Origin of the sequence: uncultured Paraglaciecola sp. (genome assembly GCF_913058035.1) — a bacterium.
Taxonomy (GTDB): Bacteria; Pseudomonadota; Gammaproteobacteria; order Enterobacterales; family Alteromonadaceae; genus Paraglaciecola.
On the sequence record NZ_CAJXPA010000009.1, the window covers coordinates 37,815 to 54,204 of the forward strand.

14 protein-coding genes are annotated in these 16,390 nt (G+C 38.5%); 6 read left to right on the forward strand and 8 right to left on the reverse strand.

What is annotated here, in order from left to right:
- Complete coding sequence (locus QZ562_RS02530) at positions 1 to 543, reverse strand: TRAP transporter small permease (RefSeq protein ID WP_293756484.1); 543 nt, start codon at positions 541 to 543, stop codon at positions 1 to 3.
- Complete coding sequence (locus tag QZ562_RS02535) at positions 540 to 2,669, reverse strand: alpha-xylosidase (RefSeq protein WP_293756486.1); 2,130 nt, start codon at positions 2,667 to 2,669, stop codon at positions 540 to 542. Before QZ562_RS02535 ends, QZ562_RS02530 begins: the two co-directional genes overlap by 4 nt.
- A 332-nt stretch (positions 2,670 to 3,001) precedes the next feature.
- Between QZ562_RS02535 and QZ562_RS02540 the strand changes: the two genes are divergently transcribed.
- Both QZ562_RS02540 and QZ562_RS02545 read left to right on the forward strand, forming a co-directional pair.
- Entirely contained in the window at positions 3,002 to 3,751 is a 750-nt protein-coding gene (locus QZ562_RS02540; RefSeq protein WP_293756488.1) for a GntR family transcriptional regulator, read from the forward strand.
- 574 nt (positions 3,752 to 4,325) lie between these two features.
- Positions 4,326 to 5,339, forward strand: a complete 1,014-nt coding sequence (locus tag QZ562_RS02545) for a glycosyl hydrolase family 17 (protein ID WP_293756490.1) — start codon at positions 4,326 to 4,328, stop codon at positions 5,337 to 5,339.
- 409 nt (positions 5,340 to 5,748) lie between these two features.
- Here the strand turns inward: QZ562_RS02545 and QZ562_RS02550 are convergent, their stop codons facing one another.
- Both QZ562_RS02550 and QZ562_RS02555 read right to left on the reverse strand, forming a co-directional pair.
- Positions 5,749 to 5,892, reverse strand: a complete 144-nt coding sequence (locus QZ562_RS02550; RefSeq protein WP_293756493.1) for a hypothetical protein — start codon at positions 5,890 to 5,892, stop codon at positions 5,749 to 5,751.
- Between the two features lie 1,089 nt (positions 5,893 to 6,981).
- The gene (locus QZ562_RS02555) at positions 6,982 to 8,220 is read right to left on the reverse strand and encodes a saccharopine dehydrogenase NADP-binding domain-containing protein (protein WP_293756496.1); all 1,239 of its coding nucleotides are present in this window, start codon (positions 8,218 to 8,220) and stop codon (positions 6,982 to 6,984) included.
- A gap of 138 nt (positions 8,221 to 8,358) precedes the next feature.
- Here QZ562_RS02555 and QZ562_RS02560 point away from each other — a divergent pair, with 138 nt between their 5' ends.
- Positions 8,359 to 9,471: a DUF2855 family protein gene (locus QZ562_RS02560; protein WP_293756499.1), complete on the forward strand. Its 1,113-nt coding sequence runs from the start codon at positions 8,359 to 8,361 to the stop codon at positions 9,469 to 9,471.
- Between the two features lie 96 nt (positions 9,472 to 9,567).
- On the opposite strand, the gene QZ562_RS02565 is transcribed toward QZ562_RS02560, so the two are convergent.
- A complete protein-coding gene (locus QZ562_RS02565) occupies positions 9,568 to 10,050 on the reverse strand; it encodes a DUF4920 domain-containing protein (protein WP_293756501.1) in 483 nt (160 codons plus the stop codon).
- 305 nt (positions 10,051 to 10,355) lie between these two features.
- Here QZ562_RS02565 and QZ562_RS02570 point away from each other — a divergent pair, with 305 nt between their 5' ends.
- Positions 10,356 to 10,988 (forward strand): hypothetical protein, encoded by a 633-nt coding sequence (locus QZ562_RS02570; protein WP_293756503.1) that lies wholly within the window; start codon positions 10,356 to 10,358, stop codon positions 10,986 to 10,988.
- 275 nt (positions 10,989 to 11,263) lie between these two features.
- On the opposite strand, the gene QZ562_RS02575 is transcribed toward QZ562_RS02570, so the two are convergent.
- Positions 11,264 to 11,764 carry a DUF2244 domain-containing protein gene (locus QZ562_RS02575; protein WP_293756506.1) on the reverse strand — a complete coding sequence of 167 codons (501 nt, stop codon included), beginning with the start codon at positions 11,762 to 11,764 and terminating at the stop codon, positions 11,264 to 11,266.
- A gap of 81 nt (positions 11,765 to 11,845) precedes the next feature.
- Here QZ562_RS02575 and QZ562_RS02580 point away from each other — a divergent pair, with 81 nt between their 5' ends.
- Positions 11,846 to 12,742, forward strand: a complete 897-nt coding sequence (locus QZ562_RS02580; protein WP_293756508.1) for a sulfite exporter TauE/SafE family protein — start codon at positions 11,846 to 11,848, stop codon at positions 12,740 to 12,742.
- Between the two features lie 452 nt (positions 12,743 to 13,194).
- Here QZ562_RS02580 and dsbB read toward each other — a convergent pair whose 3' ends face one another.
- Both dsbB and nhaB read right to left on the reverse strand, forming a co-directional pair.
- Positions 13,195 to 13,713, reverse strand: a complete 519-nt coding sequence (gene dsbB / locus QZ562_RS02585) for a disulfide bond formation protein DsbB (protein WP_293756511.1) — start codon at positions 13,711 to 13,713, stop codon at positions 13,195 to 13,197.
- Positions 13,714 to 13,727: 14 nt separating this feature from the next.
- Positions 13,728 to 15,311, reverse strand: coding sequence for a sodium/proton antiporter NhaB (nhaB, locus tag QZ562_RS02590; RefSeq protein WP_293756514.1), 1,584 nt, complete (start codon positions 15,309 to 15,311; stop codon positions 13,728 to 13,730).
- 225 nt (positions 15,312 to 15,536) lie between these two features.
- Here nhaB and fadR point away from each other — a divergent pair, with 225 nt between their 5' ends.
- On the forward strand, positions 15,537 to 16,247 hold the full coding sequence (fadR, locus tag QZ562_RS02595) for a fatty acid metabolism transcriptional regulator FadR (RefSeq protein WP_293756518.1): 711 nt from the start codon (positions 15,537 to 15,539) through the stop codon (positions 16,245 to 16,247).
- The last annotated feature ends 143 nt before the right edge of the window (positions 16,248 to 16,390 follow it).

Below are 16,390 nucleotides of genomic sequence, written 5' to 3' on the forward strand. Positions count from 1 at the left end.
TTAGGTGGCATCCTGATGTGGGACGAAACAATGCTCTAAGGGCAAGCACAACTGCTCGATAAGTTTTTCTAAGCCAACCAAACAAATTGAGCCAAAAGCAAAGGGGGCACAGCTATAGAAGTAAGCTAATTTAACGGGCACAGACGAAGCATTAATACTTAGCCCTGTTTGCCAAAATTCTAAACTTTGTATAAAAAAGATGCCGCAAATAACCATTACTAACATGGTAATCAGTAGTTCGGTTATTCTGCGTAAAAGTGCTGGTAGCGCATCGGCAAACATCTGAATAGATACATTTAAATGTGCAAGGTATGCCCAAGGAGCAACTAAACACGCTACCCAGACCATAGCAAATTTTGCTAATTCTTCAGTCCATGCCAATGAATCGTTAAGCACATAGCGAAAAAAGACTTGCGCCAGTATCATGCCTAACATCAGTGCAAGCAATCCTCCGGCTAAATTTTTGGCTACATTGGCTATCAAGTAGTTGAACTTACCCAATGGCGTATTAATTGTGAATAATGTTCGCTGCAGTTTAGTCATTGTGATTTTGTATCTCTAGTTGGCCAGTAATGACTGATTTGTTGACCGATTTTGGGATGCTCTAATTGTTCTGTATGTAACACATCAGGTCCAATAGGTATCTGATGTCCAGCAGGAACGAACACCGCCATTTCATCCAACAGTAGCGTTAATTTATAAACACTCCCCCCAGTAAAAATTTGTTGTTCAGGAAATCTCAGCCATTGACCTTGAGGAAGGTAAAACTCCACCTCTCCGCCAGCTTGGGTGCAAGGCACCACTAATAAATTATCACCAAACATAAACTGTATCTCAAACCCCCTAGCCAACCTATCATCGGGAAAGGCTAAAGCCATAGCGCGCATCACGGGTAAACCTGATTCGCTGGCCTGTTGCATAGCAGTTTGAATATAAGGTATAAGCTGATAGCGTAGTTTTAAGGCCTGATTAACGGCATTTTCTGCCTCTGAACTATAACTCCAAGGCTCTCTTTGCCCTATACCATGGAGACGTATGTGCGCAGAAAATACTGCAGTTTGTGACCAACGTACAAATAATTCTGAGTCGCGGGTGTCTTTATAAAAACCGCCCACGTCTGTGGCAAAATAAGGCGCACCAGACATGCCCCAAGACAAAGCACCACGAATGCTACCAACTAATCCCCCCCAATCTGCCTGAGGATCCCCGCCCCATTGACTGGGATAACGTTGCGAGCCGGTCCATGCGCTTCGGCTAAATAAAAATGGGCCTGTTTTGCTGTACTTTTCAGCTGCTTGATACACACAGCGGTTATATAAAAGGCTGTATACATTGTGTAATCGATGCCCAGAATCACCATTGTAGGCAAGCATATTGTCATCCTCTACTTGCTCGCCAAAGTCGGCCTTAATCATGTCTATGCCAAGGTCGAATAATGGTTTATGTGACTCAAGCCAAAAATTAAATGCATCAGGGTGAGTGAAATCAACTATGCCTGACTCAGGTAAGGGGGTGAGTACTTCGGCAAACGCACTCATGTCCCATTGATAACGGTAGGCTCCGCCAGTACGTTTATCTGTAAGTAACCAGCCTTTATCTGCCATTTTTTCAAACAATGGGTTTTGTACTGATACCAAAGGATATTCCCAAATACACACTTTAAAGTGCATGGCTTTTAAGTCACTAATAACCTTGTTGGGTGGGAAGTCTGCAAATCGTTTGGGATCCCATTCAAAGGCAAAACGTGTATCGGTATCTTGCCATGCGCGTCCATCTAAGGTGATCACATCGCAAGGCATATTATGTTCACGCACGGCTTTTGCAGTAGCCATCAGTTCGGGCACGTCTTTGTAATAAGCTTTGGATAAAATCACACCTAAACTCCATACTGGCGGAACGGGTGCTTTACCGGTTAGTTCAGTGTATTGATGGATTATCTCAGCACCATTTTTACCTTTGAGTATAAATATATCTAACGTGTCATCTTCCACTAACAACCCATAAGCCCTTTGCGACCAAGGTGCGTAGCCAACTGCGTGAGTCACTGGTGCTGGCGTATGCACAAATACACCCCATCCAGATGGGCTCCAGGCAAAAGGTGTGTTCTTATAAGAAACTTCGGCATTAACCCCAAGGGCGTCATGATTGTATGAGCGAATAAATTGGCCTCGCTTATTTAAGCTCGACCATTTTTCACCCAATCCATACACGGCTTCTTCAGCACTTAAGTCCAAACTGAATAACCAACCTTGAGTAGTTTTTGCCAGAGGCGGCATGCGATACTGGCGCACAAAATGTCCATCGTTTGGTGTTTTTTGTATATTTCTTCCACCACAATTCAGCGCAAATGAAAAAGGATTATGTTGAATGATTAGCTCATTATTATCTGATGTGATGACGGTACTTTGCGCTGAATGAGCTATTAGACACGGTAATTTTTTGGGCTCTTGCAATAACATTTCATAATCGGCACTAGACTGGCCAGCTATTCTTAGGCGCAATCCTGATGGGTGAAAGCTGACCTGTAACAAGCCATCTGAAGTTGGCAAAATTACAGAGGTGTCGTCGACTAGATAAGCATCACCTACAATAGAAACTTGGGATACCTTATTCCAATTGGGTGCTGATAGATTGAGTTCAGGTAAAAGTGATGGTGAAAATACGGGCAAAAGTAACCTCTAAAAATTTGCTAAACGCTACGTTTTACTCAACAGAAACCAATTTTATTCGTTTCTGAGGATATCTGCTCAGTGAGCAAATTAAGTATGAAAAAAGTGCGTTATTAATCTTATATAAGACATAAGTTATAGTAGTGTTAAATTTTTGTCAATCGATGAGAATAATTGACTGAAATGAAAGTTATTAATCAATTTTTTTAGATATTTATATGTGGTATCAAACACCCAAACAATACTCACTAGTAACAATATTTATTTAATATCTTGTATAAGAGTGATAGTTAATATTACTCTAGGTAAATGTTAATTTACTGTTCACATAAATGAATAAAAATCGCTTTGATAATAAATTAAGCCGTCCTGGGCTAGCTTTTCAACCTTTGTACAAACAAGTTGAAGAACACGTCACACAACTGATTGTTGAACAACGTTGGAAGCCCGGTGAAATGTTGCCTAACGAATTTCAATTAGCAAGCGAGTTAAATGTGAGTCAAGGCACTGTGCGGAAAGCTTTAAACAGTTTAACCGATGATAAGATACTGAATCGTAGGCAAGGTATTGGCACATTTGTATCTGAGCATACTGGTCATCACAGCTTGTATCGGTTTTTTCCATTGATTGCCGATGGAAGAACCCCTGAGTTACCAAAAGCCGAACTACTGCTAGTAGAAACACAAATAGCAACTGAGCAGGTCTCACAAGCGCTAGAATTAGAGCCACAATCAAAAGTCATAGTGCTGACTAGAAGGCGAATTCTGAATGAAGAGTTTTGTATTGCTGAAACCATATATTTACCATACAAGTATTTTGCTATTTTAGAAAAAGAGCCTCAAGTACCCCACACGCTTTACCATTTCTATCAAACTCAATTTAACCTAACTGTACGAAACACACGCGATAGCATCAAGGCCGTGCTTGCTACAAAAAAAGATGCACAGATGTTAAATATTGTAGAAGGTGACCCTTTACTCGAAGTCACAAGAGTGACTCATTCACTGGACAATAAAGCGATTGAATTTAGGCTAAGCCGCTGCCGTAGTGATAAATACCATTATTTAGTGGAGCTGGGGTAAGTTTTCGTCGCTAACATTGTTGTCAAACATGCACTTCAATAAAAAATTAAAGCGTCAACTATTTGCTAATTGCGAACAAGCTTTTTTACTCAAAACTTATCACTAACATTTTTATTAGATGACACTTCAAACCAGCATTTTTTTTATTTGGTTCGATATTTTTTTTATCAGCTGAAACTATTAACTTAGCGTTAAGGGTTTAGCCGATAACGTTACTTTTGAACATTATAGATTGACTGTAGTGCAAAAAAAAGGCTCATCAGTAGCATTCATTACACTTAGTTTTTGTCGCTACTTTGGGGTTAAGCTATTGATAAGCAATTTTAATATGTCACAAATTTATATATATCAGGTTTGCTGATTTTATTTGAGAAGCACTTTGTTCTTTTAGATTAAGTTGTTGATAACCTGACTACCTGTCGCATTTTTGACCAAATAAAATGGCAGTAACCATTATTCACCCCTATAAACTGGATAAAAGTCCGTTACAGCGTAAATAACTTGATTGTTGTGTCCCCATTTCGATTAACTGAATAGGTGAACTATACATTATCCGGATTGTAGGGAATACAATATGAAATTATTACCTTTTATCACCATGATATTAGTATTAACCAGTTTTAACTTTCAGGTGAGCAGTATGACAAAAAAAATCCATGATCCTTCAAACATAAAAACAGTGTTTAAACCCACAATAGATGATAAGTGGATTGGGATAGGTATTTCTTATGGTTCTTACCGCGACGGTGAAAGTCCTGGCAAAAACAGTGTATCGACAGAGGAAGATATTCTTCAAGACATGATGTTATTGACCACCGATAGCGATGTATCGTGGAACCTTATTCGGATGTATGCCGCAGACCCCGCTAGTGAACAAGTGTTGAAGACTATCAAAAAACACAACTTACCGGTCAAGGTAATGCAAGGGGCTTGGCTATCCTCTACCCAAACTAATGAAAAAAATGAACAACAAATTTCAGAAGTCATTCGTTTAGCCAATGAATACAAAGACATTGTGGTGACAGTAAACCTCGGTAATGAAATTTTTGTTGATTGGTCAGCACATAAATTGGCCATCTCTGACTATCCTAAATATTTGGCATGGGTTAAGAGGGTTCAAACAGAGACTGAAGTGCCGGTAACCCTGGCCGACGATTATAATTTTTGGAATAAACCGTGGAGCCAAGAAATAGCTCAAGCAGTCGACTATATTGTTTTGCATGCTTATGCGATGTGGAATTCACAAACTCTCCAAAATGCGTTGCCTTGGACTGAGAAAACCTTTCATGATATTCAAGCATTGCACCCAACCAAGCAGATTGTGTTAGGCGAGTCAGGTTGGGCAACTAGCGCAATCACTAGCAATGGTGACGAAAGTTTGATTATTGGTGAAGCCAGCGAAAAAGCTCAAAAAGTGTTCTTTGACGCTTACAGGCAGTGGTTAGTAGACAATCGTGTTGTATCTTACTACTTTGAAGCTTTCGACGAAAAGTGGAAAGGCGGCGAAGACAAACCAGACGGTATTGCTGAGAAAAACTGGGGAGTCTTTCGCTCCGATCGCACTCCTAAAATGGCCGTAGAGGAATAATCGTCACTACAAGTAGATGTTAGATTGAGCAAACTCAGGCGCTCAATCTAAATCAACTTAATATTGAGTAGTTATCAGTTTAGGTACTCAGTATCAGATTTATTTAAAATATCTGTTTTTCAACTTTTTTCGATTTGAAATAAGAGGCGTTTACCTAAGAGCTTGTTTTTTTGCGTTATGCTTCATGTTTAGCTGCTTGTTGAGCGTTTGTGCCAAAATTATCTTTCGCTACTTTTCTGCTCTACCTGATGTAATAAGCCTGTTTTCCTTAACAGATCTTATATTGACGCTCATTTCTTCTGTCGCGACACCTACCTAATAAGTATTTTCTTGAAAACTAATGAAATAGGTTCGTACATTGCCAAAGGCTTTATTGATGAGCTCTGTTATTTTATCTGTCGTTCTGCAGCTAAAGAAATATTTTGACTGTGTCAGTAAAATCTTCATTTACATCTACTTTGTTTGTGGAGCGGCCGATTGCAAAAGATTCTGAGGTTCTTATCTCAATTATACTAAATACTTCATAAGCTAGTGCTGTTATTAAAATTGGCATATCACAGTGTCTCTTAAAAGAGTGTTTGTTCGGTTTTATTTAGCTTGTCTGTTCGAACCGTTATGGCCCTAAACCACTCTTTTTTCATTGACATCATAAACGCAGTTGCTGTTTCCTATGATGCCTTGATATGTATTTACTTCACGACTTTTTTTGGTTTCAACAGACTGATTTCATGAACGTTTACACTCTAGTGGGCGACGGTGAAAGCTGATTTTATATAGGTATCCTGTATTAAGACTAGCCCGATGTATTTAGTGACAAATAAAGAAGTGAATGGGCCGCTTGCGAACACATTATACAGCATGGCAAGTTCGATGCTTAGCATCAGCGATACTGTAAAAGGTGAGAAACCGTTCAGATGAACCAGTTTCTTCTAGTCCAGACCCTAGCTGCCTATTTAAATTTAAGACGATTAGATTATTTCTGGAGTATTAATTAAGTGCTTTTCCTAAGGTATGTTCAAGTAACCTATTTGTCCGCGGACTGTATCACACTATTTTTAAGTCCCTTAAAAGTAGTGTGCTCGTACTTGTTGTCTGCTCGTTTTAACTGCTATCAACCATAAATTTTTTGGTTTTTTATGTGCTTGTAGTGACTTCTCTTTGGTTATTTATTTCAAGGGTAAAATCAGCATTATTTGTACTAATAAATTCAGCTGATATACCTCGTTCTTTTCGAAATTCGTTAACTAGTTGGCTCGTTACAGCAACCAAATTCAGCACATTCGCCACACTAAATATTTTTTTGCTTGGTTTAGAGTCTTTTTGGCTCGAAAAGTATATGCACAATGTAATATTGATGAAAAAGTAACAGGGATAAGTGCTAGTAGAGATGGGTACCTAGGCAGCCAAAGATTCATTTTCAACCTAATGTGTGAATTTCCAAAACTTTACACATTAGGTTGCTTTGAAATCAATCTTTTTATCCTGTATGAAATTATATGTTGTCCGTAGATATTAAATTAAAACAATTTTAAAACACTCAGTTACATCATTATTGAGTTAGCTTTCCGTATCGGTTTTACGACTAAAGTATCATTAATTAGCTTTGTTAAGAAACATTGTCAGATGCTTGTCGGTGCAATAATTAATCAATAATTTCGAATGTTAAACCAGCATGTTTCTCTAAACGTGTGATCAATTGTGTACCAAAAACACTTGCTGGTGTCCAAAAGCCACCTTGAACATCATCTTTGCTGATATCTTGAGCTAAGCACGCTGCAGCCTGTCCTAACATCTTAGCGGTTGAGCCATAACCTGGGTCTTGATCGCCTGTCACTTTGCAACGAATTTCTTGGCCATCATCTGTTTTTCCATAAAAACGTAAATCGTAAAAACCTTTTTCTTGGGCATCTATACTTGGGCCTTCACCGGGTTTAGGTAATATGAATTTTTCCATTACCCAGCGAGTTGGTGGTATGACCGCTGCCATAGCAAAACCGCCTAATCCGACACCCACACCAGCTGCTATACCACTACCCATCAGGCCTTTACCGGTTAACATGGCTTCGTTGTAATCAAAGTGCTGGCTGTAGCCACCTTCTACCAAAGTATTGCTCCTATGTACAATTCGGGTATTGATTACAGCCATTACAAAAGGTGCTACCCAACTGTTAAAATCATCATCATACTGAGGTCGGTTCATATTGTCTTGGCGCACAGTATTACCATGATCAGATGGACAAATTGCGTATGGGTTAGCTAACACTTTGCGTAGAGCTGGATTACTGGCAACTTCTTTAAATATATTAGTCATACTCGCCACAGTTCCGCCTGATGCCGCACCCTTCATTTTTTTGACTCGCATTTTAATACTACTGCATGTTTGTCCAAATTTTTGATTCGCATGATGTTGTAAAAAGTAAACGCCTAAATCTGAGGGAACCGAGTCAAAACCACAACTGTTGACAATACGTGCACCACTTTTTTTAGCCTCGTCTTCATAACGTTCTAACATTTTAGCTATCCATTGCACTTCTCCGGTAAGATCGCAGTAGTCTGTGCCTAGTGCCACGCAAACCTTTACTAATGGTTCACCATAAAGTGCATAAGGCCCAACTGTTGAAATAATAACTCGGGTAGATAAACACATTGAGTGCAAGCTGTCTTCATCTGCAGCATCAGCGACTAAAGTATCAAGGGCTTCTCCTGCAGTGCCTAAAGATAGTTTTAATTCGCTTAGTTTGTTTTGTGAACGCCCAGCAATTGCCCATTTAAGTTCACCTCCAACGGCAAACTGATTAAGCATGTATCGTGTTAGAATTTGCCCTACAAAGCTGGTGGCACCAAAGATTATAATGTCAAACTTAGGGGAAGTGTCTTGCATAGTCGTTTTGCCTCTGAGGTAATCATCTTAGTTTATTTCATAGCATTCAAATTTGTGATGCCATAACAACGATTTAAAAACTTATACTTGTATTGTGATCTAATCTATCAGAATAAATTCACTTTAGGGGGAAACATAATGAGCGAAACATATAATACAACTGAAATTTGGATTGAAAAATCAAATGTGGCTAATACCAAAATTGTTGAAAAGCAGTTAAATAGCACACAATTAAGTACTGATGAGGTGCTGCTTAAAATTAACTCTTTTGGTTTTTCAGCTAACAATGTCACTTACTCAGTTTTTGGCGATAAAATGGGCTACTGGGGTTTCTTTCCAGCAGACGATACGTGGGGTATTGTGCCTATGTGGGGCTTTGCTACTGTGCTTGAGTCAAATCACGCTGAAGTCAATGTTGGTGAAAAGATCTATGGTTATTTGCCTATGGCTTCACACTTAGTAATCACAGCAGGTAAAGTTTCACCTACTCATTTTTTTGATATTAGCGAAAAACGTAAAAGTATTTCACCTGTTTATGACAATTATGTGCGCTGTGCTACCGACCCCGGTTATCAAGTCGGAAGAGAAGCATGGCAGCTAAATTATCGGCCGCTGTTTATGACTTCTTTTGTGTTGGATGATTATGTTGGTGAAGGTTTAGTGGCCTCTGAGCTACCTGTTAAACAAGTGATACTCACCAGTGCCTCTAGTAAAACTGCATATGGTGCTGCTCATTTGTTGATGAAGCACAAAAATGAGAGAAAATTAGACTATCAGGTGATTGGCCTTACTTCTGCCAATAATAAAAGCTTTACCCAAGACTTAAACTGTTATGACCAAGTACTCAGTTATGACGAGATTGCCGAACTTGGCGAAGATAAAGTTAACTGGATATTAGATTTTGCAGGTAATAAGAGCTTGTTATTGAATTTACAAAATCAGTTTGTTAACAATATTGATAAGTTAATCTTGATTGGCTCCACCGATGTTGATGCACAGCAAGATAAACCGCACGGTCACTTAGAAAGTGAGTTCTTCTTTGCACCAAGCCAAGTCAAAAAGCGCTCAGGTGAGTGGGGACACGCCGGTTTTTCTGAACGTTATGCAAAGGCTTGGCATAGTTTTGCCATTCACATGAATGATAAGATCTCAGTGGCTGAATACTCAGGTGCCAAAGCGGTCGAAGCGCTTTATCACACAGGTCTTAAAAATAAGTTAAATAATTTAGAAATTAATGTGTTGAAATTTTAACAACTTAGTATTGTCACGCGGGCGCTGCTAAAAAATATCAGTGCTCGATAACACTCATTTTTAGCGCACAAAATTAACATATTTCAGACATCCGTTTTACCAGCTTCGCGGAATTTTCACACTATCAGCCACAATTTCATAAACCAAACCGGGCTTTAGCACGTCAGATGCGCTTTCTAAGTCGGTTTTAAAATGTGCCACCTGCTCTGGACTTAATTTCTTTTCCACCAGTTCACCTGCGAGGGTGACTGTCTTGCCGCTGCTGTCTGTGGGTATAAAAAAACTATAGTCTCGAAACGAGACGCGCAAAATATGTTGGCCTTGTTGTGCGATAAAAAAACATCCCTTCTTTTGGCATACCTTGGCTATCCTAGCCTCTACTTGAAACGGCTTAGCTAGGTGTAGGGAGGAGTCAACTACTAAGTTTTCCATTGTTAATTTTGGAAGCGAATGATCGATTTTTATACCAAATGTTTCGGTTTGGGCATCTTGTGTGGCGGGTTCCGATAACCTCAAGGTATCTGCGATTGAGGTAAAGGTGAGAGCAAAACATACCAGCGTACTGAGAATGCGTTTCATGTTCGACCTATTACAATGAGTTTTTTAAATCATAAGGGTAGTTGCGACTAAAATCTACAAGTGTTGGAGGCTTTGTGAATAATCCTAGTGACTTATAATTTTAACAGTTGAAGGACAATAACAGTACAAATGACTGGCAAGTTGTTGCCTTACTAAGATTAAAAAAGAGTAAGTTTATTGTTTAATATCAGAATATATATTATTTAAAACCTATAACATCCTGAATTTTAATGTTTTTTTTAGTTTTCGTAATACTGGCGTGTTAATTGCTGTGTTTTTAGTAAATTTATCAACTGGCCACAGACATGCAAATTACCAGCAACTCTCCATCTTTGCTTAGTTACATTGGTGAAAACAATATTAAATCTAATGATGTGCTTCGAGGGATAGCTAAAGACAATAATAAAGATGTTGGCGGCGGGATCGACGTGCTTGAAAGTGGTTTGAATAAGGGTGCGTTTGAGGAGACACTACAATTAATGAATAAAGGCGAAATCGATATTGATTTGAAGCTTGTTGAAAATTATTATCAGTTCAATCAACAAAAGCTCAACAGAGACGTTGCTCAGTTGGCGGGAAATTTTGAACTTGGTTCTGCAGTAACAGTGAAATTAGAAGGTGAGGAGTTGTTTGTTGAAGGTGAATCCGATAACGCCAAAGCGCTGCAGAAATACTTTGATAAAGACAATGGTCTTAGCGTTTTAGTGCAACAAACCGCTAAGTTGTCTCAGTTTGTTGAGTGGGGTCAGGCAAAAGAGCAGGCTGCCGAATACAAATCTGATGATATGCCGGAAGCGAAGTTGTTGGATTGTTTACAGGACGGTAGATTGGTGGTGACGCAGAGCAATCAGTTTATTATGTCTGATAAAGGTTCAGCTTTTTATTCTCAGGGCCACACGCAATACTTAATTGATAAAATGTCTAAAGAAACAGAGTAACTTAATCAGTGATGTTTCAAAACCGCAAATTACCGAGATTATTTAAGTAAATTATTTCTCTTAAACGTTGGTATATCAAGGGACTTAAGGTCTCAATAACAGCATTTTTTGAGCAGAATTGTTTACACTTCAAGTAATATTTTAAAATTTTGCAATGATAGCTATGGGTCGTCTGCTGTCGTTTACTAAACGCTATTAACGTAATAATTGCCGTTATTAAGATTAAACATTGTTAACTATTTTAAATACCTACCTATAAACATAATTCTTATGTATTAATTACCTTTCCACCATTTGTCACTGTGTACATAAAGCTGCGCTTTTTTAAAGTGTGAAAGTATGGTTTGACGGTCTTGTTGGTTTAGGAATTGCCCAATGACTACATTTTGTTGATTATCTTTAAGGGTGATATGAGTTTGTTCATAGTCGGTTTGTGCTTGTATTGTTACAACTGAAATTTTGTCTTTTTCAAAATGTAAACATTGCTTACGATAATAGATACCCGATTCAAATGTCACCGTATGGTTATTGATAGTGATAATCTGCTTTTGATAAGTTGAATAGGACACGCGATACATTAAATAAGCCAACAATCCTACTTCAAAACCTGCAAAGGGGAGGATTATCCAAACGCCGACCAGGCTCCAAGCGATGGCAATGATCATTACAAAAGCAGCCATCACCATGATAATGATTTTATTTTGCTGCCAATTAGCGGAGCGATTGGGTTGAAGGGTTATGATAACCGATTCATGTTTATGTTTGAGTTTTACCATTATTTGATCTTTTTCTTTGTCTCAGTTGTTTTAGTTTATCAAGGTCTATCTATGATATTCAGTATAGGTTACTCAAATTTTATGTCTTTAAAAATATCAGCCAAGCATATTCGTATATTTTTGTTTTTTTTCTGGTTAAACATTCTATTTTGGCAAACGCAAACTTTAAGCCTTATTCAAGAATTTGGCAGTTTTATTTTTTTAGGTTTTTTGGGTGCTATATTTGCTAATGCTACCGGTGCGGGCGGTGGTATTGTTTTTGTGCCCTTTTTTAATCAATTGGAATTCTCTGTTGTTACATCTGTTGCAACTAGCTTTGCAATCCAGTGCTGCGGTATGACCGCAGGTGCCGTAACGTGGTGGATGTTTTACAAGCAGCAAAAAGCTAAACGAGAGCTTGAATTTTCGCAGTGGCAACACTTGGTTAGAATTTTGGTGTTAACAGTACCCCCCTCTATTTTAGGGTTGTGGATGGTGCAGACTAATCCACAATTTTTTGCGCATTTTAGTGACCCCACTAGTCTACATACAGGTTTTGGTGTTTTTTCTATAATGTTGGCAATAGCCATTTTTTTTACAGTATTTTTGTCAGACAATGGAAATTTTAATACGAAATTATGTGTGTATGATTATATTGCTTTACCAGCTGTCGCTTTAGTTGGCGGTGGAGTCACTGCTTGGTTATCCATAGGGGTGGGGGAGTTGGTAGCAGTGTATTTAATTATAAGACGATTTAATGTAACTCTTGCCATCGCTGCCGCCGTTATATTGAGTGCAATGACGGTATGGGGTGGGGTTATTTTTCATTTAGTGATCTCTAAAGCCATCTACTGGCCGGTAGTGCTATTTGCTGGAGCGGGTGCTATAGCGGGTGGTATTTTAGCTAAACAATTAGTGTTGTATTTTTCGGCAAAAAATTTAAAGCTTTTTTTTGCAGGTTGGATACTTATATTAGGGTTTACATCTTTGCCATTTTAGTTGACTTATTTAACATGGTAAATAAAGCGGCAATGTTCCTCTATATTGTCTTTTTTGAATCCCATAAAACGAGGTTAGCTGAACTAAATTCATTACTATAAATATTGTGATAAAACCTTGAACGTATTGACTGCGAATACGTCGCTGTGACACAAGACACATTAGGTGTTTGATTGCTGCTAACAACCACTCATCTGAATTGTGATTAGGTGTTGAGTTCAAGAACAAGTTTAAGCCTTGACGATTAAAATGCGACCAGCATAGACATTCAATGTTGTTAATGTGAGCGCACTGTACAGTTTGGTTATCAATTCAGTCAAAATTGCTACAAAAGACTATTGGCTTTGTAAAACAAGCCGTTTTTCACTCGAATCCTTCATCCGAATTTGATTTTTTATTCAAACACGCATGTGTGAGCTTGGATAAAATTAAAAAATGCTATGGAGTCAATGTTATAAATTGCGACTTACGAATAATCGGCAAAGCAACATCACAGACCAAATCGTCGCATAAATTGCGAAAATGACTATCATCCATTGTGGCATACTCATATCCATGAATGACCAGTTAATATCTGCGCAATCACCTGTCGCACCGAAGATATTCGGTAGCCATTCGTGTAAGGGGGCCCAAGATGGGAAGTTAGGTTCAAACTCACAAGTAGCAAAAAATGGATTAAGGGCAGTTTGAATATCAACATGTTCGATGGCAATAAATAACCCCCAAATAGCCGATACACCCCAGCCAGTATAACTAACTAACCGGGTAAAAAAGTTATTAATTAACATCGCTGGTATTGCTGCAAACATGACACCAAACACAGCAGTGCGTTGATAGATACACATGATACAAGGACGTAAATCCATAACATGTTGGTAGTACAAGGCGAATATTTCTAAGCACAGCGCAGAGACAAACAATAGTCCCCACGCGCGCCTGTCAGTTGATAGTGATGCTAGATTGCTTAACAATAGTGAGTCCTAGTTTAATGGGGTAGAACATCGCTTCCGGGTATCGACCCTGAGTGATGTTCAATAAGGTGAATGTCGTACAACCATTGTGTTAAGTCATACAATCCAAAATAAGTTGCAGCTAAGCCAACAAGTGTTAGAACCACTGTGTAAGGTAACGCCATATACACCATAGTGCCATAAGATAATCTAAGCAGTGGCGCAATAGCTGACGTTAGCAGGAATAAAAACGCTGCTTGACCATTTGGTGTGGCAACGCTAGGTAAATTAGTACCAGTATTAATCGCAACCGCCAATAAATCAAATTGGTCACGAGTGATAACACCACTGTTGAGTGCAGATGTTACTTCGGTAATGTATACCGAGCCAACAAACACGTTGTCACTGAACATCGATAACAAACCATTGGCTAAATAAAACATGACTAATTGTGTTTTTCCTTCAAAGGTTAACACCCAATTAATCACTGGACTAAATAGTCCTTGGTCAATAATCACTGCTACAATTCCAAAAAAGACGCATAATAATGCAGTAAAAGGTAATGCTTCTTCAAAAGCCTTACCTATAGAGTGTTCGTCAATTACACCGCCCATGGATGTTGTTAGCACAATAATGGAGAGACCAATTAAACCAACTGCTGCTAAATGACCGGCCAACCCTACAACTAACCAAACAGCAATTAATCCTTGAATGGCTAATTTAACCTTATCTTGTGTGGTTAGGTTTGCTTCAACATCCTTGTCGTAGTCAGTCAAAATTTGTCTGACTTTCTGCGGCAGCTGCGCGCCATAATTAAACAATGAAAATTTCTCAACTAAAAGAGTAGTCGCTAACCCTGCAAAAAAAACTGGGATAGTAGTAGGAGACATACGAATGGAAAATTCAATAAAGTCCCAGCCCGCTTTATCAGCAATGATTAGGTTTTGTGGTTCACCAACCATCGTCATTACACCGCCCAGTGCAGTACCAACACCTGCATGCATCATTAAATTGCGTAAAAATGCTCGGAAGTCTTCTAGATCATTTCGATTAAAGCTGAGCACTTCATCATCGTGGGAATGATCATGCTCAGAATGAAAGTCCTTACCTGATGCCACCTTGTGATAGATGGAGTAAAATCCTAACCCTACGGTAATAATGACTGCTACAACGGTCAACGCATCTAAGAATGCTGACAATACTGCACAAGCCGCTGCAAATGCTATTGATAAAACAATCTTGTTTTTAAGTTTGATAAGCAGTTTAGTGAAAAGGTAAAGTAACAACCCTTTCATAAAGTAGATGCCAGCCACCATAAATATCAAGAGTAAAATAACTTCAATATTGACAACCATTTCATGTTTCATATGTTCGGGTGTTGTCATGCCGATAAACATCGCTTCCATTAACAACAGACCCCCTGGCTGTAATGGGTAGCATTTTAAAGCCATTGCTAAAGTGAATATGAATTCTAGGACTAGTGCCCAACCAGCAACATAAGGATTAATGACAAATAATATTGGGTTAATAATAAGAAAAGCGGCAATGGCTTGTTTATACCAAGTTGGGGCTTTTCCCAAAAAGTTGGCTGCTACTGCTTGAGTTACGGACATTTGCATATGCAAAATTCCTTGCTGAGTATTATAATTATTGAACCAACCAGTATGCTCAGTGTACCCAAAAACAATCTGAAAATCCCACAGTTAGCAGAAATGCAGATAAATTCGAACTACTTTTTAGCAATACTTTGTTAACAATTCAAAGTTTCGATGTAACCAGTAAAATTCCTCTGGTACAATCAGTCAATAAAAATTAAAAAAACAATGTAACGAAGTGAGTTTTTGATGATATACAAGGCACAAAGCCCAGCAGGATTCGCTGAAGAATATATAGTTGAATCTATCTGGAGTGGACGCTTTCCCCCTGGCACCATTCTTCCAGCAGAACGTGAATTATCCGAACTTATTGGTGTAACACGGACAACTCTGCGTGAAGTATTGCAGCGGTTAGCTCGCGATGGTTGGTTAACTATTAAACATGGTAAACCAACTAAGGTTAATAATTTTTGGGAAACTTCGGGTCTTAATATATTAGAAACTTTAGCCAGACTCGACGAAGATGGTATTCCTGAACTTGTTGACCATTTACTCGCCGCAAGGACTAACCTCAGCGCTGTATTTATTCGTGGAGCTATCAGAAATCAGCAAGATAAAACTATTGAAATATTAAATAGCCATAATGATATACCTGATGATGGCAAAACCTTTGCGCAATGCGATTATCAGCTCAACCATGATTTGGCATTCGCATCTGGCAATCCAGTTTATGTATTAATGATGAACGGTTTTAGAGGGATGTATTCACGTATTGGTGGCTATTATTTTTCGAATCAAAAATCCAGAGATTTAACCCGCGGTTATTACAAGCAATTATTAGAACTCGCTGAGAAAGGTGACTACGAAAGTGTCCCTTTGGTGATAAGAACCTATGGCATTGAAAGTGGCAAAATTTGGCAAGAGTTGCGTGCTGATATGCCTAAAGGGCTAGCAGATTAGTTTTTAAATAGTTAAATGAAGGCTGACATCATTGTCAGCTTATTTTATTCAAAAATTCAAAAATTCAAAAATTCAAAAATTCAAAAATTCAAAAATTCAAAAAATCAAAAATCCTACATATTCATTACATATGTGTTCAGACA

Excerpts from the sequence above, each read along its gene's own strand:
- QZ562_RS02530 (WP_293756484.1), bottom strand. The coding sequence starts at position 543 with ATGACTAAACTGCAGCGAACATTATTCACAATTAATACGCCATTGGGT.
- QZ562_RS02540 (WP_293756488.1), top strand. The coding sequence starts at position 3,002 with ATGAATAAAAATCGCTTTGATAATAAATTAAGCCGTCCTGGGCTAGCT.
- QZ562_RS02545 (WP_293756490.1), top strand. The coding sequence starts at position 4,326 with ATGAAATTATTACCTTTTATCACCATGATATTAGTATTAACCAGTTTT.
- QZ562_RS02550 (WP_293756493.1), bottom strand. The coding sequence starts at position 5,892 with ATGCCAATTTTAATAACAGCACTAGCTTATGAAGTATTTAGTATAATT.
- QZ562_RS02555 (WP_293756496.1), bottom strand. The coding sequence starts at position 8,220 with ATGCAAGACACTTCCCCTAAGTTTGACATTATAATCTTTGGTGCCACC.
- QZ562_RS02560 (WP_293756499.1), top strand. The coding sequence starts at position 8,359 with ATGAGCGAAACATATAATACAACTGAAATTTGGATTGAAAAATCAAAT.
- QZ562_RS02565 (WP_293756501.1), bottom strand. The coding sequence starts at position 10,050 with ATGAAACGCATTCTCAGTACGCTGGTATGTTTTGCTCTCACCTTTACC.
- QZ562_RS02570 (WP_293756503.1), top strand. The coding sequence starts at position 10,356 with ATGCAAATTACCAGCAACTCTCCATCTTTGCTTAGTTACATTGGTGAA.
- QZ562_RS02575 (WP_293756506.1), bottom strand. The coding sequence starts at position 11,764 with ATGGTAAAACTCAAACATAAACATGAATCGGTTATCATAACCCTTCAA.
- QZ562_RS02580 (WP_293756508.1), top strand. The coding sequence starts at position 11,846 with ATGTCTTTAAAAATATCAGCCAAGCATATTCGTATATTTTTGTTTTTT.
- nhaB (WP_293756514.1), bottom strand. The coding sequence starts at position 15,311 with ATGCAAATGTCCGTAACTCAAGCAGTAGCAGCCAACTTTTTGGGAAAA.
- fadR (WP_293756518.1), top strand. The coding sequence starts at position 15,537 with ATGATATACAAGGCACAAAGCCCAGCAGGATTCGCTGAAGAATATATA.